The sequence below is a fragment of the Enterobacter sp. SES19 genome (genome assembly GCF_011765665.1).
Lineage (GTDB): Bacteria > Pseudomonadota > Gammaproteobacteria > Enterobacterales > Enterobacteriaceae > Enterobacter > Enterobacter pseudoroggenkampii.
In genome coordinates, this window is record NZ_CP050320.1 from 4,684,125 (window position 1) to 4,706,687 (window position 22,563).

Annotated in this window: 19 protein-coding genes; 12 read left to right on the forward strand and 7 right to left on the reverse strand. The window is 51.1% G+C overall.

Annotated elements, in window-relative coordinates:
* Positions 1–331: 331 nt before the first annotated feature.
* From GXP72_RS22410 to GXP72_RS22425, 4 genes are all read left to right on the forward strand, one after another.
* Positions 332–1,108, forward strand: a complete 777-nt coding sequence (locus GXP72_RS22410) for a hypothetical protein (protein ID WP_208763361.1) — start codon at positions 332–334, stop codon at positions 1,106–1,108.
* 2 nt (positions 1,109–1,110) lie between these two features.
* Positions 1,111–1,395, forward strand: a complete 285-nt coding sequence (locus GXP72_RS22415; RefSeq protein WP_023309759.1) for a hypothetical protein — start codon at positions 1,111–1,113, stop codon at positions 1,393–1,395.
* A 68-nt stretch (positions 1,396–1,463) separates the two neighbouring features.
* Positions 1,464–2,738, forward strand: coding sequence for an HlyD family secretion protein (locus tag GXP72_RS22420; RefSeq protein WP_208763362.1), 1,275 nt, complete (start codon positions 1,464–1,466; stop codon positions 2,736–2,738).
* Complete coding sequence (locus GXP72_RS22425) at positions 2,731–4,848, forward strand: peptidase domain-containing ABC transporter (protein WP_090420824.1); 2,118 nt, start codon at positions 2,731–2,733, stop codon at positions 4,846–4,848. The genes GXP72_RS22420 and GXP72_RS22425 overlap by 8 nt, the downstream gene beginning before the upstream one ends.
* A gap of 155 nt (positions 4,849–5,003) precedes the next feature.
* On the opposite strand, the gene typA is transcribed toward GXP72_RS22425, so the two are convergent.
* On the reverse strand, positions 5,004–6,827 hold the full coding sequence (typA, locus tag GXP72_RS22430) for a ribosome-dependent GTPase TypA (RefSeq protein WP_023331638.1): 1,824 nt from the start codon (positions 6,825–6,827) through the stop codon (positions 5,004–5,006).
* Positions 6,828–7,205: 378 nt separating this feature from the next.
* Between typA and glnA the strand changes: the two genes are divergently transcribed.
* The 4 genes from glnA (at position 7,206) to GXP72_RS22450 (ending at position 11,479) form a co-directional block, all read left to right on the forward strand.
* Positions 7,206–8,615, forward strand: a complete 1,410-nt coding sequence (gene glnA / locus GXP72_RS22435; RefSeq protein ID WP_024909217.1) for a glutamate--ammonia ligase — start codon at positions 7,206–7,208, stop codon at positions 8,613–8,615.
* 169 nt (positions 8,616–8,784) lie between these two features.
* Complete coding sequence (gene glnL / locus GXP72_RS22440) at positions 8,785–9,834, forward strand: nitrogen regulation protein NR(II) (protein WP_208763363.1); 1,050 nt, start codon at positions 8,785–8,787, stop codon at positions 9,832–9,834.
* 11 nt (positions 9,835–9,845) lie between these two features.
* A complete protein-coding gene (gene glnG / locus GXP72_RS22445; RefSeq protein ID WP_024909218.1) occupies positions 9,846–11,258 on the forward strand; it encodes a nitrogen regulation protein NR(I) in 1,413 nt (470 codons plus the stop codon).
* 110 nt (positions 11,259–11,368) lie between these two features.
* Positions 11,369–11,479, forward strand: a complete 111-nt coding sequence (locus GXP72_RS22450; RefSeq protein WP_023333898.1) for a YshB family small membrane protein — start codon at positions 11,369–11,371, stop codon at positions 11,477–11,479.
* A gap of 66 nt (positions 11,480–11,545) precedes the next feature.
* Here GXP72_RS22450 and hemN read toward each other — a convergent pair whose 3' ends face one another.
* Positions 11,546–12,919: an oxygen-independent coproporphyrinogen III oxidase gene (hemN, locus tag GXP72_RS22455; protein WP_208763364.1), complete on the reverse strand. Its 1,374-nt coding sequence runs from the start codon at positions 12,917–12,919 to the stop codon at positions 11,546–11,548.
* A 188-nt stretch (positions 12,920–13,107) separates the two neighbouring features.
* A complete protein-coding gene (gene yihI / locus GXP72_RS22460) occupies positions 13,108–13,623 on the reverse strand; it encodes a Der GTPase-activating protein YihI (RefSeq protein WP_014885763.1) in 516 nt (171 codons plus the stop codon).
* A gap of 577 nt (positions 13,624–14,200) precedes the next feature.
* On the opposite strand from yihI, the gene yihA reads away from it, so the two are divergent.
* On the forward strand, positions 14,201–14,830 hold the full coding sequence (yihA, locus tag GXP72_RS22465; protein ID WP_023309768.1) for a ribosome biogenesis GTP-binding protein YihA/YsxC: 630 nt from the start codon (positions 14,201–14,203) through the stop codon (positions 14,828–14,830).
* Positions 14,831–15,141: 311 nt separating this feature from the next.
* Here the strand turns inward: yihA and polA are convergent, their stop codons facing one another.
* Entirely contained in the window at positions 15,142–17,934 is a 2,793-nt protein-coding gene (gene polA / locus GXP72_RS22470) for a DNA polymerase I (RefSeq protein ID WP_208763365.1), read from the reverse strand.
* 440 nt (positions 17,935–18,374) lie between these two features.
* Between polA and GXP72_RS22475 the strand changes: the two genes are divergently transcribed.
* The gene (locus GXP72_RS22475; RefSeq protein ID WP_024909221.1) at positions 18,375–19,283 is read left to right on the forward strand and encodes an acyltransferase; all 909 of its coding nucleotides are present in this window, start codon (positions 18,375–18,377) and stop codon (positions 19,281–19,283) included.
* Positions 19,284–19,306: 23 nt separating this feature from the next.
* Here GXP72_RS22475 and dsbA read toward each other — a convergent pair whose 3' ends face one another.
* From dsbA to GXP72_RS22490, 3 genes are all read right to left on the reverse strand, one after another.
* Positions 19,307–19,930, reverse strand: coding sequence for a thiol:disulfide interchange protein DsbA (gene dsbA, locus GXP72_RS22480; protein ID WP_024909222.1), 624 nt, complete (start codon positions 19,928–19,930; stop codon positions 19,307–19,309).
* A gap of 27 nt (positions 19,931–19,957) precedes the next feature.
* Positions 19,958–20,944, reverse strand: coding sequence for a serine/threonine protein kinase (locus GXP72_RS22485; protein WP_024909223.1), 987 nt, complete (start codon positions 20,942–20,944; stop codon positions 19,958–19,960).
* A 75-nt stretch (positions 20,945–21,019) separates the two neighbouring features.
* Positions 21,020–21,289 (reverse strand): YihD family protein, encoded by a 270-nt coding sequence (locus GXP72_RS22490; protein WP_008501866.1) that lies wholly within the window; start codon positions 21,287–21,289, stop codon positions 21,020–21,022.
* 68 nt (positions 21,290–21,357) lie between these two features.
* Between GXP72_RS22490 and mobA the strand changes: the two genes are divergently transcribed.
* Together mobA and mobB are read left to right on the forward strand one after the other, a co-directional pair.
* Positions 21,358–21,942 carry a molybdenum cofactor guanylyltransferase MobA gene (mobA, locus tag GXP72_RS22495; protein ID WP_208763366.1) on the forward strand — a complete coding sequence of 195 codons (585 nt, stop codon included), beginning with the start codon at positions 21,358–21,360 and terminating at the stop codon, positions 21,940–21,942.
* Positions 21,939–22,442, forward strand: a complete 504-nt coding sequence (gene mobB, locus GXP72_RS22500; RefSeq protein WP_024909225.1) for a molybdopterin-guanine dinucleotide biosynthesis protein MobB — start codon at positions 21,939–21,941, stop codon at positions 22,440–22,442. Before mobA ends, mobB begins: the two co-directional genes overlap by 4 nt.
* The last annotated feature ends 121 nt before the right edge of the window (positions 22,443–22,563 follow it).

Here is a 22,563-nt window from a genome sequence, read left to right on the forward strand (position 1 = left end):
AGAGGGAGCAGTATGAAGAACAAAAATTTAGCCCGGGAAGATGATATTGGCTTTCGGGCGATAGGCTGGGATGAGTTTTATTTAAGTGCGTTTTTGCGAAGATATACGTTTTAGTTCATTTTGCAAAAAATTATAGAAAAACGCTTCCATAAGCTTTTTCTCATCACCATATTCCCCCAGTTTTTTCCATGGCAATCCCATTTCTCGCGGCTTTGCGAGAAATTGCAACAAGTTTACTTTACTTAAATTTACATTTAGATACAAATACTCTATTTATCTTCTTTTTTATAATGCTAAGTTTACATTACTTTACACATGGAGCTGCACTTTCGTGAAGATTAAAAAGGGATACGTCCTCAGTGCCGTATTAATAGCAATACTCTGCGCATTCGCTATTTATTCATACAATGCCTACCGATTTAAAAAAGCCAGCAGAGATATTTTATATCAACTCTCTAGCCAACTGATTGTGAAGCAAGGGCTTGAACCAAAACTTTCAACCCATCTCGTTTTTGATACGTTATATATCGACGGAAACATATCCAAAGATGATGACAAAATCATTGTGGGGCTTATCAGAAAAAACCTTATCCCTGTCAGAACGATATCCATAAACAGTGGTGGTGGCGATGTCGAAACTGCAATAAAAATAGCACAAGTTATTCATGATAAAGACATTAACATTGAGGTCAGGCGATTATGCCTTTCTTCCTGTGCTAACTATCTTTTCCCAGCGGCAAAAAACAAAATCATCAACTATGGTTCCATTATTGGTTTCCATGGGTCGCCTAATTCTGATGACAATAAGTTAACAACTACGGTTAACGGAGAAATCAATACAGACACAACGATAACAGATCGCATTTTCTCAGAAATAAGAAAAACGGATAAAGCATTCTACAAAGATATAAATGTGTCATGGATGATGCCACTTTGCGGGCAAAAAGAAAATATTGGTGATCCAGACACAGGTCTGTCGACGTACAGCGAAAAGGATTTTACGCGTTTTGGCGTAAAAAACATTTCATTCACGGATGGTGAAATGGTATGGAAAAAGTCTATGGATATTATGGGTATACCTTTTGCTCACTATTGCAAGGAAAATTAATAATGCGTGAACTCAATGAAAGTGAATTAAGTAACGTCAGCGGTGCAGGAATGTGGGGTTCTATCGGTAGTGCGATTGGTGGGATGTTCGGTGGTGGTAGCGCTGGTTGTAATGGCAGCTATTCTCACACCAGCACCACTAACAAAGATGGTTCTCACTCTGAAAGCACATCCTTTAGCGGTGGTTGCTCGGTTAACGTTGGTGGTAAAAGCGGTGGTTCATCAAAAGGTAATGGTGGTTCGAAAAGTGGCGGTGGCCGCCAGGGTAATGATCACGGTAGACATTAATTCCTGAACCATTATAACTCATAGCCGCTGATATTTGGCGGCTATTTCCACCCCGCAGGAGGCCAGATATGTTTCGCAAGGAAGCTATTGAATATCAGAGTACACGGTGGGAAGGGAAAGCTGTTCTTCTGCCGGGCATCCCTTTTGCTCTTATCATATTGCTCAGCATTTTTTTTATTGCTTCCATTTCTATTTTTATTACCAAAGGTTCCTACACCCGTCGCGTCATCGTTCACGGTGAAATAACCACTTTCCCTGGCTCAGTGAATATCTCTGCATCAATGCAGGGTACAGTCGTGCAGAGTTTTGTTAATGAAGGCGATCGCGTAAAAAAAGGTGATGCTCTCTTTCTCATTCATTCGGGTGTATCGACGCAATCAGGCCTGGTTGATGAGAATAAAAAAAAGGAGATCGCGCTACAGATAAAGAGTATCAGCGTAATGATGGCAAATTTGAACTCTTCGAAAAACCGTACGCTCAACGCGCTGACGACTCAAAAAGATCATTATCAGTCCAGTTTTAATACCTCATCTGGGCTACTGGTGCAGGCTGAGCGGGAACTGCATCAGATTGAGAAGAACGTTAACGATTACCGTGGTTATCAGGAAAAAGGTCTGGTCACCAAAGACCAGATGAGTAGCCAAAACGCACTACTCTACCAACAGCAGAGCAATGTTTCTGACCTGGTCGCCAGAAAATCACAGGACCAGGTTCAGATCGATGCGCTCAATCAGCAAATCCAGTCCCAGAGCGCTGATTATGACCAACAGATTTACCAGCTTGAGCAAAAAATATACGAACTGCAAAAAGAAAAGTTAAATACAGAAGCGGAAGGTAATTATGTCATCGTGGCAACAGCCGATGGCTTAATCGACTCCATCAATACGGCGCAAGGTAAGATGATCGGCGCAGGCGATGTACTGGCGCGAGTTCAGCAGAATATCCATTCTCCATGCTATCTCGAAACCTGGGTTCCGGATGAAGTTCTTCCTTATCTGGCGATTGGCCAGCGCGTTAATGTTAGTTACGACGCCTTTCCTTATGAAAAATTTGGTCAGTTCAGGGCATCAATATCAGCAATATCCAGGCTTCCGGCATCGAAGCCAGAACTCCTGTCAAAGCAGACCATCGCACATGAATTCTATGACGATAAAAAGTCCTGGTACAAAATCATGATCAAACCTGACCTACAGTCTGTGCAAGTTCATGGAAAACAACTCTCACTGAGCCATGGAGCCAAAGCGCAGATTTCTCTTTTCCTTGAAAAGAGACATATCTATGAGTGGTTATTATCGCCATTTTACGAAATGAAAATGAGCGTAACGGACGCAGGTAATGAATAATCTTTATACACTTGAGACGCTGCTGCGCAAGTTGGATCTGAAAATATTTAAACGCATCCCAGTTGTCTTTCAAACCGAAGCGTCCGAATGTGGCCTGGCCTGTCTTTCAATGATATGCAGTTTTTATGGCAAGCAGGTGGATCTACTGCAACTCCGGCAACAATTCAATTTGTCATCACGTGGGGTCAACCTCAATGCGATAAAAGCAATTGCCAGTGAACTGGAGATGTCGTCACGCGCATTGTCCGTGGACCTTCAGGAATTACATGACGTGCGTAAGCCCTGCATATTGCATTGGGATTTTAACCATTTTGTCGTACTGATTAAGGTCGATAAGAACAGCGCGGTGATCCACGACCCTGCGTTTGGACGACGGGTGATTAGCATGCCCGAATTGTCCCAACATTTTACTGGTGTTGTGCTTGAGGTATGGCCGGGAACCACTTTCTCAGTTCAAAAGAAGCAAAACAGGTTAAAAGCGACCACGTTATTAAAGAATATCAATGGACTGATAACTTCACTGACGAAGGTATTTTTCTTATCGCTGGTGATTGAGTTGATCAGCCTGCTAATGCCAGTGGGGACACAATTAGTCACGGATAATGTGATTGCATCCGGAGATTACGGTTTACTTAATATCATCTGTCTTGGGTTGTTTATTCTGATTCTGTTACGTTTGACGGTCAGTGTCATACGCTCCTGGACCACGCTGATACTGGGAACACTCATCGACGTCCAGTGGAGTTTTAGCCTCTTTTCTCACCTTATTAAGCTACCGACCACCTATTTTGAAAGACGCAAACTGGGGGACATTCAGTCTCGCTTCCACTCGCTTGATGTTATACGGGCCACTTTTACCACAGGTTTGACTGGTAGCATTATTGATACGCTAATGCTCATGGGTTTGCTGGTAATGATGTTTTTATACAACCTGCAGCTCAGCATGATAGTGGTCTCTTTTACCGCAATATACACCTTCATTCGGTTTGCTACCTATCGATACTATCGCCAGCTATCCGAAGAAGAGTTAATCAAGGAAGCACGCCTTAATTCTTATTTTATGGAAACCCTGTACGGTATCGCGACGATTAAGATTCAGGGGATGACTGACCTGAGAATCAATAACTGGTTTAATCTTTTTTCAGATAAGGTCAATACAGGCATTCGTTTGACGCGAATGGATCTTTTCTTTGGTGGCGTCGTCTCTTTTATCGCCGCCTGCGACCAAATTGTTATCCTGTGGGTTAGCGGCAGGCTGATGATGGATAGTCATTTAACCATCGGTATGTTTATCGCATTTAACACCTTCAGGAGTCAGTTCTATGACCGAATAAATGCCCTGATCAACTTTATCATTCAGCTGAAGATCATCAACTTACACAATGAACGCGTTGCCGATATTGCGCTGCAGGAAGCATCTTCTTCAACGGCCACCAGCCCGCTGCGTTTACCACACGGAGCCTTAACGCTCGAAACTCAGGATCTGACTTACCGTTATGATAACCATGCTGACCCTATCTTCAGCAAACTGAATCTGACCATTCATGCCGGAGAGAGTATTGCTATTACGGGCGTATCGGGTTCAGGTAAAAGCACCTTGATGAAAGTGTTGTGCGGTTTATTCGAACCGTCGAACGGCTGCGTCCGAATTAATGGCATTGATATTAAGCAACTTGGTTTCGAGCATTATGCTGAACGCATTGCCTGTATCATGCAGGAAGATAAGCTGTTTTCAGGCTCAATCAAAGAGAATATCGCCGGTTTTCGGCCTGACATTGACGAGCAGTGGATGGTGCAATGCGCTATCGCAAGCCATATTCATAATGACATTTTAAAGCTACCAATGGGTTACGAGACACTGATTGGTGAACTTGGGGAAGGGTTGTCCGGCGGTCAAAAACAGCGGATTTATATTGCCCGGGCATTATACCGCAAACCGGGTATCTTATTCATGGACGAGGCGACCAGCCACCTTGATAAAACCAGTGAAAGTCAGGTCAATCAGTCTATACAGGAGATGAACATCACCAGGATTATTATCGCGCATCGCGAAACCACGATTTCATCGGCAGATCGGGTGTTCGTGATAAATGGAGCAGAGTTACCCTAATCCGTGAATTTCGCAGGAAAGAGATAGCTTCGGGACATAACGCCCCAGGTAATGAAGAATTCTGGCGATCATCGAATAAAAAAGCCGCAGAGAGATCAGCGGCTTTTTAGTTGCCGGGTGGCGCTCACGCTTACCCGGCCTACGGATTGACCGTATTAGTCTTCTTTCGCACCGCGCATAGCACGTTTACGATCGTTCTCGGTCAGGTGACGTTTACGGATACGAATTGACTGTGGAGTCACTTCTACCAGTTCGTCATCATCGATGAATTCCAGAGCCTGCTCCAGAGTCATCTTGATCGGTGGAACCAGAACCGTTGCTTCGTCAGTACCGGACGCACGCATGTTGGTCAGTTTCTTACCGGTCAGGCAGTTTACGGTCAGGTCGTTAGAACGACTGTGAATACCGATGATCTGGCCTTCATAAACTTCAGCACCGTGACCCAGGAACAGCTTACCGCGATCCTGCAGACCGAACAGCGCAAACGCAACCGCTTTACCCTGACCGTTGGAGATCAGCACGCCGTTGTTACGCTGGCCCACTTCGCCCGGACGAACGTCGTCGTAGTGGCTGAAGGTGGAGTACAGCAGACCGGTACCGGAGGTCATGGTCATGAACTCTGAACGGAAGCCGATCAGGCCACGGCTTGGGATCACGTAGTCGAGACGTACGCGGCCTTTGCCATCTGGATTCATGTTTTTCAGGTCGCCTTTACGCTCACCCAGAGCCTGCATCACAGAACCCTGGTGCTGCTCTTCAACGTCCAGCGTCACGTTTTCGAACGGCTCTTGTTTACGGCCGTCGATTTCGCGGAAGATTACTTTCGGACGGGAAACCGCCATTTCGAAACCTTCACGACGCATGTTTTCGATCAGAACAGACAGGTGCAGCTCACCACGACCCGAAACGCGGAATGCATCAGCGTCTTCGGTTTCTTCAACGCGCAGCGCAACGTTGTGCACCAGCTCTTTGTTCAGGCGGTCAAGGATCTGACGAGAGGTAACGAACTTACCTTCTTTACCACAGAACGGAGAGGTGTTGACGTTGAAGAACATGGATACGGTTGGTTCATCAACGGACAGGGCTGGCAGCGCTTCGACGTTCTGCGGATCGCAGATGGTGTCGGAGATGTTCAGTTCACCCAGACCGGTGATAGCGATAATGTCGCCCGCTTCAGCGATGTCGCTCTCGATACGCTCAAGACCCAGGTGAGTCAGCACTTTACCAACTTTACCGTTACGGGTTTTGCCTTCACTATCGATGATAGTAACCTGCTGGTTAGGCTTCACTTTACCGCGCTTGATACGACCAATGCCGATTACGCCAACGTAGTTGTTGTAGTCGAGCTGAGAGATCTGCATCTGCAGGGTACCGTCAAGATCGACGTTTGGCGCAGGAACACGGTCAACAATCGCCTGATACAGCGGGGTCATGTCTTCAGCCATGTCTTCGTGGTCCAGACCTGCGATACCGTTCAGCGCAGAGGCGTAAACGATAGGGAAGTCCAGCTGCTCGTCGGTCGCGTCGAGGTTAACGAACAGGTCGAAGACCTGGTCAACAACCCAGTCAGGACGCGCGCCAGGGCGGTCAACTTTGTTGATAACAACGATTGGCTTCAGACCATGGGCAAAAGCTTTTTTGGTCACGAAGCGCGTCTGTGGCATTGGGCCATCCATTGCGTCAACGACCAGCAGAACGGAGTCTACCATGGACATTACACGTTCAACTTCACCACCGAAGTCGGCGTGCCCTGGGGTATCAACGATGTTGATACGGTAGTCATTCCATTTAATCGCGGTGTTTTTCGCGAGGATAGTAATCCCACGCTCTTTCTCCAAATCGTTGGAGTCCATCACGCGTTCTTGGGTTTCGGCACGCGCATCAAACGTACCGGATTGCTGCAGCAGCTTGTCAACCAGGGTAGTTTTACCATGGTCTACGTGCGCGATGATGGCGATGTTACGCAAATTTTCGATCACAACTTTGCCTCAGGCATTTAGAAATAGCGCGTTATTGTACACGGATTAATCGCACTACAAAACAGGATCACAAACATCCCCCGCAAACAAGTCATGCAGGGATGCTTTGTGATCGCTTTCACGGAGCGGTAAAAGGGCTCTTTAACGTAAATTGCACCAATATGGTGCTCAATGTTCACATTGAAGCACTATACTGGTGCAACAAATCCATCGTGGTGCAGCCCTTTTGCACTATGGTGCGCATGATAACGCCTTTTTGGGGTGTTTTAAAAGTTGGCACAGATTTCGCTTTATAAAAAATACATGGCACCAGCCAGTACAAACAGAAATTGAAGACCTCGTTACCACGACGACAATGACCAATCTGGAGAGTTAAGTATGTCCGCTGAACACGTTTTGACGATGCTGAACGAACATGAAGTGAAGTTTGTTGATCTGCGCTTCACCGATACCAAAGGTAAAGAACAGCACGTCACAATCCCTGCTCATCAGGTGAACGCCGAATTCTTCGAAGAAGGCAAAATGTTTGACGGCTCCTCCATTGGTGGCTGGAAAGGCATTAACGAATCCGACATGGTTCTGATGCCGGACGCGACCACTGCGCTCATTGACCCGTTCTTCGAAGAACCAACCCTGATCATCCGTTGTGACATCCTCGAGCCAGGCACGCTGCAGGGCTACGACCGTGACCCACGTTCTATCGCAAAACGTGCTGAAGAGTACCTGCGTTCTACCGGCATCGCAGACACCGTTCTGTTCGGACCAGAGCCAGAGTTCTTCCTGTTTGACGACATCCGTTTCGGCGCTTCAATTTCTGGTTCCCACGTGGCTATCGATGACATCGAAGGCGCATGGAACTCTTCCACCAAATACGAAGGTGGTAACAAAGGTCACCGTCCTGGCGTGAAAGGCGGTTACTTCCCGGTTCCTCCGGTCGATTCTTCACAGGACATCCGTTCTACCATGTGTATGATCATGGAAGAGATGGGCCTGGTTGTTGAAGCGCACCACCACGAAGTGGCGACTGCTGGCCAGAACGAAATCGCTACCCGCTTTAACACCATGACCAAGAAAGCGGATGAGATTCAGATTTACAAATACGTTGTGCACAACGTTGCGCACCGTTTCGGTAAAACCGCGACCTTCATGCCTAAACCAATGTTTGGCGATAACGGTTCCGGTATGCACTGCCACATGTCTCTGTCCAAGAACGGTACCAACCTGTTCTCTGGCGACAAATATGCCGGTCTGTCCGAGCAGGCGCTGCACTACATCGGTGGTGTTATCAAACACGCTAAAGCGATCAACGCCCTGGCGAACCCAACCACTAACTCCTACAAGCGTCTGGTCCCGGGCTACGAAGCGCCAGTGATGCTGGCCTACTCTGCACGTAACCGTTCTGCTTCTATCCGTATTCCTGTGGTGGCGTCTCCTAAAGCACGTCGTATCGAAGTGCGCTTCCCGGATCCAGCGGCTAACCCATACCTGTGCTTCGCAGCACTGCTGATGGCCGGTCTGGACGGTATTAAGAACAAGATCCACCCGGGCGAAGCGATGGACAAAAACCTGTACGACCTGCCGCCAGAAGAAGCGAAAGAGATCCCACAGGTTGCTGGCTCTCTGGAAGAAGCCCTGCAGGCGCTGGACGCAGACCGCGAGTTCCTGACTGCAGGTGGTGTGTTCACTGATGAAGCGATTGACGCTTACATCGCCCTGCGTATTGAAGAGAACGACCGTGTGCGTATGACGCCACACCCGGTTGAGTTCGAACTGTACTACAGCGTTTAATAAAGTTGTTTTACCCGGCGTGACAAGCGCCGGGGGTAGTTGCCGTGGAAACTTTTAGCCCATCTCCGGATGGGCTTTTTTCTCCACCAACAACCTGATCTCACGCGCTATTTACGCCGAAAACGCTATACTGCACTAAAACAGTGCAACAACTCCAGGAGACTGCTGAATGGCAACTGGCACGCTGCCCGATGCTGGGCAGATCCTCAATTCTTTGATTAACAGCATTTTGCTGGTCGATGACGAGCTGGCCGTTCATTACGCCAACCCGGCGGCGCAGCAGCTGCTCGCCCAAAGCGCACGTAAACTGTTCGGCACCCCGCTTCCTGAACTCCTGAGCTATTTTTCGCTGAATATTGGCCTGATGCAGGAAAGTTTGCAGGCTGGCCAGGGGTTTACCGATAACGAAGTGACGCTGGTGATCGACGGGCGCTCGCACATTCTGTCGCTGACCGCGCAGCGTCTTCCCGATGGGATGATCCTGCTGGAAATGGCGCCGATGGATAATCAGCGTCGACTGAGCCAGGAGCAGCTTCAGCATGCGCAGCAAATTGCCGCCCGTGACCTGGTACGCGGTCTGGCGCATGAAATCAAAAACCCGTTGGGTGGATTGCGCGGCGCGGCGCAGCTTCTGACCAAGGCACTCCCCGATCCCGCGCTGGCGGAGTACACCAACGTCATCATTGAGCAGGCGGACCGTCTGCGAAATCTGGTAGACCGTCTTCTTGGTCCGCAGCAGCCGGGAATGCACGTCACTGAAAGCATCCATAAAGTGGCTGAACGGGTGGTGAAGCTCGTCTCAATGGAACTGCCGGAGAACGTCACGCTGGTACGTGATTACGACCCAAGCCTGCCGGAAATGGCCCATGATCCGGACCAGATTGAGCAGGTCCTGTTGAATATTGTGCGTAATGCCCTGCAGGCGCTGGGGCCTGAAGGGGGCGAGATTATTTTACGCACCCGCACCGCCTTCCAGCTCACGTTACACGGCGTGCGCTACCGGCTGGCGGCCCGAATCGACGTTGAGGATAACGGGCCCGGCATTCCATCGCATCTGCAGGATACCCTGTTCTACCCGATGGTAAGCGGTCGCGAAGGCGGGACCGGCCTGGGCTTATCCATTGCCCGCAGTTTGATCGATCAACACTCCGGGAAAATTGAATTTACCAGTTGGCCGGGACATACCGAGTTTTCGGTTTTCCTGCCGATTAAAAAATAAAGGTGACGTTTATGCAACGAGGGATAGTCTGGGTAGTCGATGACGATAGCTCCATCCGTTGGGTGCTTGAACGCGCGCTCACAGGGGCAGGATTAAGCTGCACGACGTTTGAGAGCGGCAGCGAAGTGCTCGATGCACTCACCACCAAAACGCCGGATGTTCTGCTTTCGGATATTCGTATGCCGGGCATGGACGGGCTGGCGCTGTTAAAGCAGATCAAACAACGCCACCCTATGCTTCCGGTCATCATAATGACCGCGCATTCCGATCTGGATGCCGCAGTGAGCGCCTATCAGCAAGGGGCTTTCGATTACCTGCCCAAACCGTTTGATATTGACGAAGCGGTGGCGCTGGTTGAGCGCGCGATTAGCCATTATCAGGAGCAGCAACAGCCGCGCCACGCGCCCGATTTTGGGCCAACGACAGACATCATCGGCGAAGCGCCGGCGATGCAGGACGTGTTTCGCATTATCGGTCGTCTGTCCCGCTCGTCCATCAGCGTCTTGATTAACGGCGAATCGGGAACCGGTAAAGAGCTTGTGGCGCATGCATTGCATCGCCATAGCCCGCGGGCAAAAGCGCCGTTTATCGCTCTGAATATGGCGGCGATCCCGAAGGATTTGATTGAGTCCGAACTGTTCGGCCATGAAAAAGGGGCATTTACCGGCGCTAATACCATTCGTCAGGGGCGTTTCGAACAGGCTGACGGTGGCACGCTGTTCCTGGACGAAATTGGCGATATGCCGCTGGATGTCCAGACCCGCCTGCTGCGCGTGCTGGCCGACGGACAGTTTTACCGCGTGGGCGGCTATGCGCCGGTGAAGGTAGACGTGCGCATTATTGCCGCGACCCACCAGAACCTGGAGCAACGCGTGCAGGAAGGGAAATTCCGTGAGGATTTATTCCATCGCCTGAACGTCATTCGCGTTCATCTGCCGCCGCTGCGTGAGCGTCGGGAAGATATTCCCCGCCTGGCGCGTCATTTTCTGCAGGTGGCCGCCCGCGAGCTGGGTGTGGAAGCCAAGCAGCTTCACCCGGAAACCGATGCCGCTCTGACGCGCCTGGCGTGGCCGGGCAACGTGCGTCAGCTGGAGAACACCTGCCGCTGGTTAACCGTGATGGCCGCCGGGCAGGAAGTGCTGATTCAGGATTTACCCGCTGAGCTGTTTGAAGCGACCGCGCCTGAAAGCACTACCGGGCACGCGCTGCCGGACAGCTGGGCGACGCTGCTGGCGCAGTGGGCCGACCGCGCGTTGCGTTCCGGTCATCAAAACCTGCTGTCTGAAGCTCAGCCAGAGATGGAGCGTACGCTGTTAACTACCGCGCTTCGTCATACGCAGGGTCACAAGCAGGAAGCCGCTCGCCTGTTGGGATGGGGACGTAATACCCTGACGCGCAAGCTTAAAGAGCTGGGAATGGAGTGATCGTCCCCGAAGTGTAAAGGTTATTAATTGAGCGCAAATCGCCGTTATTTTGCGCTTTACTGTTCCGATGAGTTTTGTATGATCGTGCCCGGAAATTGGGGGTGAACATCATGCTGGAAACAATCGTGAATATGCTCTCTAGCGGAGCCGCTGAAAGCCACACGCCACAAACCGCCGTTGCGGCTATGTTGTGTGCGGCGCTGGTTGGGCTGTTTAGCTAGCGGGGTTGAACGTAAAAGCCGGGTGGCGGCTTCGCCTTACCCGGCCTACGTTTGCGCTTTTGCGGCTTAAATCACCCGCGAGAACTGCTGCAGTCGCGCTTTCTGACGCAGATACGCGTCGAAGCACATGCAGATATTACGGATCAACAGACGCCCTTTCGGCGTGACCTCAATCGCGCTCTCCGACACATCCACCAGCCCATCTTTCGCCAGCGGCGCCAGAAGCTTCAGGTCTTCTGCGAAATAATCGCTGAAGTTCAGCTCCCAATGCGCTTCCACGTCGCTGAAATCGAGACGGAAGTTGCAGATAAGCGCCTTAATCACATCGCGGCGGATACAGTCGTCGCGCGTTAATGCAATGCCGCGCCACAGCGCGTTGCCCGTCTCATCAACCTGCTGGTAATACAGCTTCAGTTCTTTCTGGTTTTGCGCGTAGCAGTCGCCAATCATGCTGATGGCGGAGACGCCCATTCCCAGCAAATCGGTATCGCCCTGGGTCGTGTAGCCCTGGAAGTTGCGGTGCAGGACCCCTTCGCGCTGAGCTACCGCCAGTTCGTCATCCGGACGGGCAAAGTGATCCATCCCGATAAACTGATAGCCGGTTTCGGTCAGCGAGGTGATCGTTTCCTGCAGGATATCCAGCTTCTGCTGGGCAGAAGGCAGATCGGCATCTTTGATTTTGCGCTGGGCAGCAAACAGCGTCGGCAGATGCGCGTAGTTAAAGACGCTCAGGCGGTCCGGGTTGAGTTCGGCCACGCGCTTCAGGGTGAAGGCAAAGCTTTCCGGCGTTTGCTTTGGCAGGCCGTAAATCAGGTCAATATTGGTCGAGGTGAAGCCAATCTCACGCGCGTGATTGAGTAAGGCAAAGATAAATTCTTCGTCCTGCTCGCGATTCACCAGACGCTGAACCTCTTTATTGAAATCCTGCACGCCCATGCTCAGACGATTGAAGCCTTCGGCGCGTAAGTGATCCAGTACATCCAGCTCAATTTCACGCGGATCGACTTCGATCGAGATTTCAGCGTCGGCGTTAAAACTGAAATTGCCGCGCAGCAGGGCCATCAGGCGGCTTATTTGCGCTTTATTCAGATAGGTTGGCGTACCGCCGCCCCAGTGAAGCTGGCTGACGTGACGGCCAGCAAACAGCGGCGCGCGATGCACAATTTCTTGTTCGAGCGCATCAAGGTACTGGTCGGCTTTATGCTGCTGACGGGTCACGATTTTATTGCAGCCGCAGAAGTAACACAGCTTATGGCAGAACGGAATATGGACGTAGAGAGACAGCGGACGCTCAGGATAGCGCGCGACAGCCTGCTGGAAATCACGCTCTCCGAAGGCATCGGAGAACTCCAGCGCGGTGGGGTATGACGTATAACGCGGCCCGGAATAGTTATATTTCTGGATTAGGGCCAAATCCCAGTCGATAGTTGGTGCTGACATGCTCACTCCTTCCGTTGGTGTCGCGTTCGTATACGGCGGCCCGTTCTGGCCCCATCGCGGGCCATCACTCGGGTGCGCAGCCACTTCTGTCGCCGCGACAACCGCCGTAGTTTAACGAATAACCACACCAGATAACATATAACCGGAAGGGTTATAAGCAGGACTATCGTGCCTGCCGGGTGCAAATGTTAGTTTCCACCCTTCAGAAGACGCATCATATCTTCCTGCTTTTCGTCTTCTTCTTCGTCGTCTTCGTCATCGTAAGACAGGCCCAGCTTCTGCATCAGCTCGTCGATGCGATCCAGTTTGGCATCCACCCATGACTGCTCTTCGGCGGTCAGGGTTTCACCCTCTTCAAGACGTTCCAGCAGCGCGTCCAGGCGCTCATCGTTCTCCAGCAAATCCAGCTCAGCCTGCGGTGAAAGCATAGGTTTCTCGCTCTTTGGTTTGTGCTGCTTAGTGACCGGGGTGTCTGTCACGCCCAGTGGAATGGGAGTTTTACTGCCGATACGAGGATCTTTCTGCTGTTTGCCTTTTGCAGAAGCGCCCGCTGCACCACCACCGTTGGCACGGCTACCCGCAGCATGACCGCGATGTTTTTTGTCGCGTTTGCGATCGCGCGCTTCCTGGTTCAGTTCTTCGCGCGTTTTGCGGCGTGCTTTTGCAGGGCGTTTCGCGCCCGCAGCGGAGGTTGGTTTTTTCATGATGTTTTATCTTTAAGTCGTTTTCTTCAGTATAGAATTGCGGCGAAATCTAGCAGAAAGCAAGCAAAGAAAAAAGGCGACAGAGCAATCTGTCGCCTTTTTTCCTGACTCACAACCCTTAGCGGGTCAGACATTCCGTGTTTGCCAACAACAAACCCTGTTTATCCCTTGGCTAATACCGTCCGTGATACGGTTCCCTTTCCTGTTTAAACGCCTCCAGGCGCTGGTCATCCTGACAATCCTGCGTCTTCGCCTCCTGGCGCTCCTGACCCTAATCCTTAAGTCGATATCCTGTTGGCTTCCTCGCCCTGACGCACACTTTACCTTGTTCCGTTAAACTAACAAGCAACGAAACGGTACAAAAAGGGATTTTCAGACAATTACCCGAAAATAAGCTTATGATTTAAAACAGTTTGGCTTTTTTGACGCCTGCGAATTCTCTGAAATCTCCCATAGCATCTCTGGCCGATCTCTCACACCGGTTGGGGCATTCGCCTACAAGTCCTGGCAATCAGAAAAGCCTTTTGCCTGCATTCAGGTATAATCCCCCTCAGATTACGATTTTGGAGACGACCACGTGACTACCTGGAACTACCAACAGACGCATTTTGTCACCAGTGCGCCCGATATTCGCCACCTCCCTTCTGATACCGGTATTGAAGTGGCCTTTGCTGGCCGCTCCAATGCGGGGAAGTCCAGCGCCCTGAATACGCTGACCAATCAGAAGAGCCTGGCGCGTACCTCAAAAACACCTGGCCGTACCCAGCTCATCAACCTGTTTGAAGTCGCAGAGGGCAAACGCCTGGTCGACTTACCGGGCTACGGTTACGCGCAGGTACCGGAAGAGATGAAAATCAAGTGGCAGCGTGCGCTGGGGGAATACCTGGAAAAACGCCTGTGCCTGAAAGGTCTGGTGGTGCTGATGGATATTCGCCATCCCCTGAAAGATCTGGATCAGCAGATGATCGACTGGGCTGTGGCAAGCGATATCGCCGTGCTGGTGCTGCTGACGAAAGCCGATAAGCTGGCAAGCGGCGCGCGCAAAGCGCAGGTGAATATGGTTCGCGAAGCGGTGCTGGCGTTCAACGGTGACGTGCAGGTTGAGCCGTTCTCCTCGCTGAAAAAGCAGGGCGTGGACAAACTGCGTCAGAAGCTCGACACCTGGTTTAGCGAGCTGGAACCCGCGACGGAAGCGGAAGAAGAGTAATACCGAGCGCGGCGATGGCCGCGTTTTTTTTGCCTGAATTTTTCTTTGCCGCAATAAAAAACGCCCCAGTCATTACTGACTGGGGCGGCTAAAATATTCAGCCAAATCCGATTACGTGAAGTAAAAGGTCTGAAAGATAGAACATCTTACCTCTGTACCCTACGCCGATAACTCTACCCCTTTTTGTGCTGCAGAAAAAGCACTTTTTGTAGTTTTTTTTCATTCTTTACATAGGGAATTCTAATGATCGTCACAAAACGCGCGTTGTTATGTTGCAAACTTACATAAAAGGCGCGTTATGCGAAGAACCGTTAGTGAGCCTGATCCCAGTTTTCACCACTTCCCACTTCCACCAGCAACGGCACGTCAAGCGTCATGCTGCTCTCCATCAGTTCGTGGATCTTCTTCGACACGGCGTCGAGGTCGTCTTTGTGCACTTCAAATACCAGTTCATCGTGTACCTGCATGATCATTTTCACGCGAGGCTTCTCTTTTTCCAGCCAGGCATCAACGGCGATCATTGCACGCTTAATAATGTCCGCCGCGGTACCCTGCATCGGGGCGTTGATCGCCGCACGCTCTGCGCCAGCGCGACGCGCCGCGTTGCTGGATTTGATGTCAGGTAAGTAGAGACGGCGACCATCAAGGGTTTCGACATAACCTTTATCCTTCGCCTGCGCGCGAGTGCGTTCCATATATTCCAGCACCCCCGGATAACGCTCGAAGTAGAGATCCATATACTTCTGCGACTCTTTACGCGGAATGTTGAGCTGGCGCGAAAGCCCGAATGCACTCATGCCGTAAATCAGACCGAAGTTGATCGCCTTAGCGCTGCGGCGCTGTTCGTTGGTCACGCTGTCCAGCGGCAAACCGAAGACTTCTGCCGCGGTTGCCCGGTGGATATCCTTCCCTTCGGCAAATGCGCTCAACAGGCCTTTGTCACGGGACAGGTGCGCCATAATGCGCAGTTCGATTTGCGAGTAGTCCGCCGAGACAATCAGATAATCTTCTGGAGCGATGAAAGCCTGGCGAATACGACGGCCTTCTTCGTTACGTACCGGGATGTTCTGCAGGTTGGGATCGGTAGACGAGAGTCGACCGGTCGCCGCGACAGCCTGATGGTATGAGGTATGCACGCGGCCCGTTTTCGGGTTGATCATCAGCGGGAGCTTATCAGTGTAGGTAGACTTCAGCTTCGCGAGACCACGGTACTCCAGAATCACTTTCGGCAGCGGATAATCCAGCGCCAGCTCTTCCAGCACCTCTTCAGAGGTTGACGGCGCGCCGCCAGGGGTTTTCTTCAGAGGCTTGATGCCCTGCTTTTCAAACAGGATGGTTTGCAGCTGCTTCGGTGAAGAGAGGTTAAACGGCTCGCCTGCAAGCTCATGCGCTTTTTGCTCCAGCTCGGTCAGGCGCTGCGCCAGCTCCCCGGAGTGGTTATGCAGCACCGTTGGGTCTATTTTCACGCCGTTACGTTCAATGCGTGACAGCACGGGCACCAGCGGCATCTCGATATGCTGGAACACGTTCAGCGGACCTTCGTGCTTCTGCAGTTTTGGCCACATCTTCAGGTGCAGCTGCAGCGTGACGTCAGCGTCTTCCGCCGCGTAGCGTCCTGCCTCTTCGAGAGCAATCTGGTTAAAGGTGAGCTGATTTTTCCCTTTGCCGGCAATCTCTTCAAACGTAATGGTTTTGTGCTTGAGCCAGCGGTCAGATAAGGAATCCATATCATGGCGACCCGCGACGCTGTCCAGAATGTAGGATTCGAGCATGGTGTCGAAGGCGATCCCGCGCAGTTCAATGCCGTAGTTTTGCAGAATGCCGCGGTCGTACTTGAGGTTTTGCCCAACCTTAAGCGCCTTTTCGTCTTCCAGGATCGGCTTCAGCAGCTCAAGCACGCGTTCACGGGAGAGCTGCTCCGGCGCATCCAGGTAATCGTGCGCAACGGGAACATAGGCCGCATAACCAGGCTCTGTCGCAAATGACAGGCCTACCATATTGGCAGAAATGTTATCGAGACTGTCCGTTTCGGTGTCAAAGGCGAAGACCGGCGCTTTTTTCAGTTTCTCGATCCAGGCGATCAGCTGCGATTCTTCAAGAAGGGTTTCGTAGTTGTCGAAGGTAAGCACCACGGCTTCTTCTTCCGCCTGCTCTTCTGCGTCAACGACAATCGTCTCCTTCGGCTTTGCAGCAGGTTTCGCCCCTTTTGCCTGCAGCCACTTGCCGGCTTCCACGTCAGTGATCCAGCGCTTAAATTCGTATTTCTTAAACAGGCTCAGCAGATCGTCAGCGGAAGGCTGTTGCACTTCCAGCTGCTCACAGCCCAGCTCCAGTTCGACATCGGTTTTGATGGTTGCCAGCTTATAAGAGAGATAAGCCACCTCTTTGTTCTCTTCCAGCTTCCCGGCCATGGTTTTTGCACCACGGAAGGAGAGCCCGGCGATTTTGTCTGATTCGGCGTAGAGCGTATCCAGCCCGCCCAGCCCCTGAAGCAGCGCCTGCGCGGTTTTCTCACCGACGCCGGGAACACCAGGGATGTTATCCGAGGAGTCGCCCATCAACGCGAGGAAGTCGATAATCAGCTCAGGCGGCACGCCATACTTAGTGACCACTTCTTCTGGCCCCAAAATGGTGTTGGTCATGGTGTTAATCAGGGTGATACCTGGCGTTACCAGCTGCGCCATATCTTTATCACCGGTGCTGATCAGCACAGGACGCCCCATTTTTTCTGCTTCACGCGCCAGCGTGCCGATGACGTCATCGGCTTCAACGCCGGAGACGGCCAGCAGCGGCAGCCCCATCGCTTTTACCATGGCGTGCAGCGGCTCAATCTGCGCACGCAGATCGTCAGGCATTGGCGGACGGTGGGATTTGTAATGCTCAAACAGCTCATCGCGGAAGGTTTTACCTTTCGCATCAAAGACGACGGCCGCATGGGTTGGCTGATACTGAAGGATCAGGCTGCGCAGCATGTTCAGCACGCCATACATTGCGCCGGTGGGTTCCCCTGCGCTATTGGTCAGAGGAGGAAACGCATGGTATGCCCGATACAGGTAAGAAGAGCCATCGACGAGAATAAGAGGGTTTTCTGGGATCTGAACCATAATGTCCGTGCCTTTAATCAATTTATGGGTAAAGGATGCCACAGAAGGATGAAAACATCAGTTATTAGCGCCAGATACAGGAAAAGATTTTGCGATCGTGAGGATCGCTCGCAAAAATCAAACTGTGGATAAGTTTGTGTATATTTTCACTTCATATGAATAACAGACGCAAAAAACACATATGAGGTAATATTTAGATCTTAATTATCATGCTGTTATGTTGTTAGATCTTATCTATATGGCCAACTGATGGCAATTTAGTCTATGTGGATATAAGCCTTGATTCGCGCAGAACCCCAGAGAAATCTGCTGCGCCAGGGTAAAAGCCGCCAAATCATCATGTGAAAGCGCCATTCATTTGTCTGTTTTCTGGTAAAATCAGCGCCCAGCGTCGACTAGTCGGTCGCTCACTTACAGCTAACTATTTGAAAAAGCTCATCATGTCGAGATTGCTCGCTGCAATAACATTACTGCTAAGCATCATTTTAACTATTCTGGTGACGATCGCCTGTTCCGTGCCGATCATTCTCGCCGGGATCATTAAACTGCTGCTGCCTGTACCCGTGGTGTGGCGAGCCGTGTCCGCATTTTGTAACTTCATGATGTATTGCTGGTGCGAAGGGCTGGCGATCCTGTTGTGCCTTAACCCGCATCTGAAGTGGGATGTCAAAGGGCTGGAGAGTCTCAACAAAAAGAACTGGTACCTACTGATCTGCAATCACCACAGCTGGGCGGACATCGTGGTGTTATGCGTGCTTTTTCGCAAACACATCCCGATGAACAAATACTTCCTGAAACAGCAGCTCGCCTGGGTGCCTTTTATCGGGCTGGCCTGCTGGGCGCTCGATATGCCGTTTATGAAACGCTATTCGCGCAGCTATTTGATTCGTCATCCGGAACGTCGCGGTAAGGATGTGGAGACCACGCGCCGTTCCTGTGAAAAGTTTCGCGCACATCCAACGACCATCGTGAACTTTGTTGAAGGCTCCCGGTTTACGGAAGAGAAGCGCCAGCAAACTCGCTCTCCTTATCAGCATCTGTTGCCGCCAAAGGCGGCGGGGATTGCGATGGCGCTTAACGTGCTGGGAGCACAGTTCGATAAACTTCTTAACGTCACGCTCTGCTATCCGGAAAACGACAGGACGCCGTTCTTCGATATGCTCAGCGGCAAACTGACGCGCATTGTCGTGCACGTCGACCTGGTTCCAATTGACGCTGAACTGCACGGTGATTACGTAAACGATAAGAACTTCAAACGTCGTTTCCAGCAGTGGCTTAATACGCTCTGGAAAGAGAAAGACGAACAGATAGACAAGATAAAATCTTCATACAAAAACGCCGGTCAGTGACCGGCGTTTTTACATCAGCGAAATTACTTCTTCTCAACCAGGTATTTCACGGTATCAGCATACTGCTGTACGAAGATATCCATGCTGCTGGTGTCCATACCCTGCATGTTCAGCTGGTATTTGCCGTTAACAAACATCGCCGGAACACCCTGAAGCTGGAGGTCAGCAGCCGCTTTTTCCTGCTGGGCAACCAGTGATTTCACCACGAAGCTGTTCCATGCGGCATCGTACTCTTCACCTTTCACGCCGGCATCAACAAACACTTTACGGATATCCGCAGTGGTCTGAACGGTCTGGGTTTTCTGTACGGCTTCAAACATTGGCGAAGTGATCTTATCTTCCACGCCCAGTGCCATCGCCACCGCCCATGCCTGAGTCAGGTCTTTACCCAATGGGCCCAGGAACTCAACGTGGTACTTGGTCATTTTGGTGCCTTCCGGCAGCTTTTTCTTCACGCTGTCAGAGACATGCAGCACCTGCTCGAACTGATAGCAGTGTGGGCAATAGAACGAGAAGAACTCCAGAACCTGTGGCTCGCCAGCGACCGGCTTGTCCAGCGTGATGTACTGTTTGCCGTCGGTAAACTGCGCAGCAGAAGCGCTAAATGCCAGAATCATACCTGCCAGCGCCAGCCAAATTTTTTTCATGATTAACTCTCTCCTGGGTGTGTCCAATTAATACATCGGCGTTAATTGCAGAGGGGGCTCCTGAAGAACCTTAACCTGCTCAGTAAATGTAGATATCTGGCTACGCCAGTAATCCTCTCCGGTAAGCCACGGGAAATTTCGGGGAAATGCCGGATCGTCCCAACGCCTGATTAACCATGCGAGATAATAAACAAAACGCATCGCACGTAAAGGCTCAATCAGGGCAATTTCGTCTGAATTAAACGGGCTAAATTCTTCATAAGCTTCAATAATGGTTTCAAGCTGCATGCGTTGCTCGGCTTTGTCGCCATTGAGCAGCATCCACAGGTCCTGAACCGCTGGCCCCATACGCGCATCATCGAGATCGACAAACAGCGGGCCATCACGCCAGAGAATATTCCCGGCGTGACAATCGCCATGCAGGCGCAGGACGGAAATATCATCGCGCCAGCAGGTTTTCACTGCAGCAATAAGCTTATCGGTGGCGTTGAGGAAATCATCCTTTAGCGCAGCGGGGATCATTGCAGACGTTTCGAATAGTTCGCGCGGTTCAAGAAGGTATTCCTGAATCCCCATCGTCGGGCGGGCAATAAAGGCTTTTTTGCGTCCCGTCTGGTGGATACGCCCAAGATAGCGGGCAACCCATTCCATCTGATCGATATTATCCGCTTCAAACTGACGACCACCCAGGCTTGGGAATACTGCGTAGTAATACCCTTCGTGCGTGAGGAGCGTTTGGTTATTGAATTTTAGCGGTGCGGCAACGGGAACATCGTCATCCAGCAGATCGTGAGCAAACTGATGCTCTTCCTGAATTTGTTCTGCGGACCAGCGTTCAGGACGATAGAACTTTACGACGAAGCGCTGACGATCCTCGTCCTGAAATTGATAGACGCGGTTTTCGTAGCTGTTTAATGGGGTTAGCCCGGAATCCACCCGAATACCCTGTTCAAACAGGGCATCCATAATGGTGTCCGGGTGTAATGTCTGGAAAGTAAAAGCCTGGTCGTTCATCCGATCATCCGGAAATTATACGAATGATTCAGGATATCATCTTGTGGCGATTTCGGTGCTGCCGCTTACAAGCTTTTACTCTTTAATTACGCCTCGGGCACGCAATAATGCGGTCTTAAAATCTTCCTCATAATCTTTCTGAATACCAGGAATAACAGCATCTTTGGCAGAGTCGCGCATTTTAAGGTGGTAGATCAGGATGTCGTCAGAAAGGTCTGCCAGATCGCCGTCAAAACCTGACTCTTTCGCCAGTTTCTGTAAAAATTGCATCAGATTTAGCTCTGGCTCTTTTTGCCAGGCGGGCTGGAGGAGTTCAATAACTTCATTCAGACGTTTACATTTCATGGTGGTGCTCCTTTCATTTAGAGTGACACGTTAGCAGGGTCAATCCCACAATAAAAGAGGCGATATTCGTGAATGTTAGCCAGGAAATCATCGGGGTCGTTCTGGCAGGCGGCAGAGCAACGCGAATGGGCGGTAAAGATAAGGGGCTTCAGCTTCTTAATGGAAAACCCTTGTGGCGGCATGTCGCCGATACGCTCGCCGGCCAGGTGACGGCAATGGCCATCAGCGCGAACAGGCATATCGACACTTACCGGCGCAGCGGGTACGCCGTTTATCAGGATAGCCTTGAGAATTACCCGGGACCGCTGGCTGGTATGCTTTCAGTCATGCAACAGTCGCACGGAGAGTGGTTTATCTTCTGCCCCTGCGATACCCCGTTTATTCCCTCCTGTCTTGTCGAGCGTTTGTTATTGCTTCGCGGTACGGCCCCTGTGGTCTGGGTACATGACGGCGAGCGTGACCATCCTGCTGTCGCGTTGATGCATCGATCGCTAGCGCCTGCTCTGCAGAGCTATCTGGCTGCGGGAGAGCGCAGGGTGATGGTCTTCATGCGTGAGTCTGGCGGCCATTCCGTTGATTTTAGCGATGTGAAATCAGCGTTTGTGAACGTGAACACGCATGAAGATTTGCAGATGATGCAGGAGAAAAAATGATACCTCTTTTAGCCATTTCCGCATGGAGTGGGACCGGGAAAACCACGCTGCTGAAAAAGCTGATACCCGCGCTGTGTGCCAGAGGCCTTCGTCCTGGATTGATTAAGCATAGTCATCACAACATGGATATCGATACGCCAGGAAAAGACAGCTATGAGCTGCGTAAGGCCGGAGCAGCACAAACGATGGTAGCAAGTCCTCAGCGCTGGGCGTTAATGACAGAAACGCCGGATGAGGCGCCGCTGGATCTCGCTTATCTGGTCAGTCGGATGGATCATTCCACCCTGGATCTGGTGCTGATTGAGGGATTTAAGCATGAGGCAGTGCCTAAGATCCTGCTGTTCAGAAGCGATGCCGGGCATGATTTCAGCGAATTAACGCTGGATGAGCATGTGATTGCGGTGGCCAGTGATGTGGTATTGCCGCTTGAGGTTCCGGTGCTGGACTTAAATGATGTGGATGGGATTGCGGGCTTTATTGTGACGTGGAGTGCGGTCTGACGTGCCGGGTGGCGGCTTGCCTTACCCGGCCTGCCGTTTTTTTGGCGCATAAACGCAAAAAGGCCATCCTTTCGGATGGCCTCTTCACTTGTTTGATGCCTGGCAGTTCCCTACTCTCACA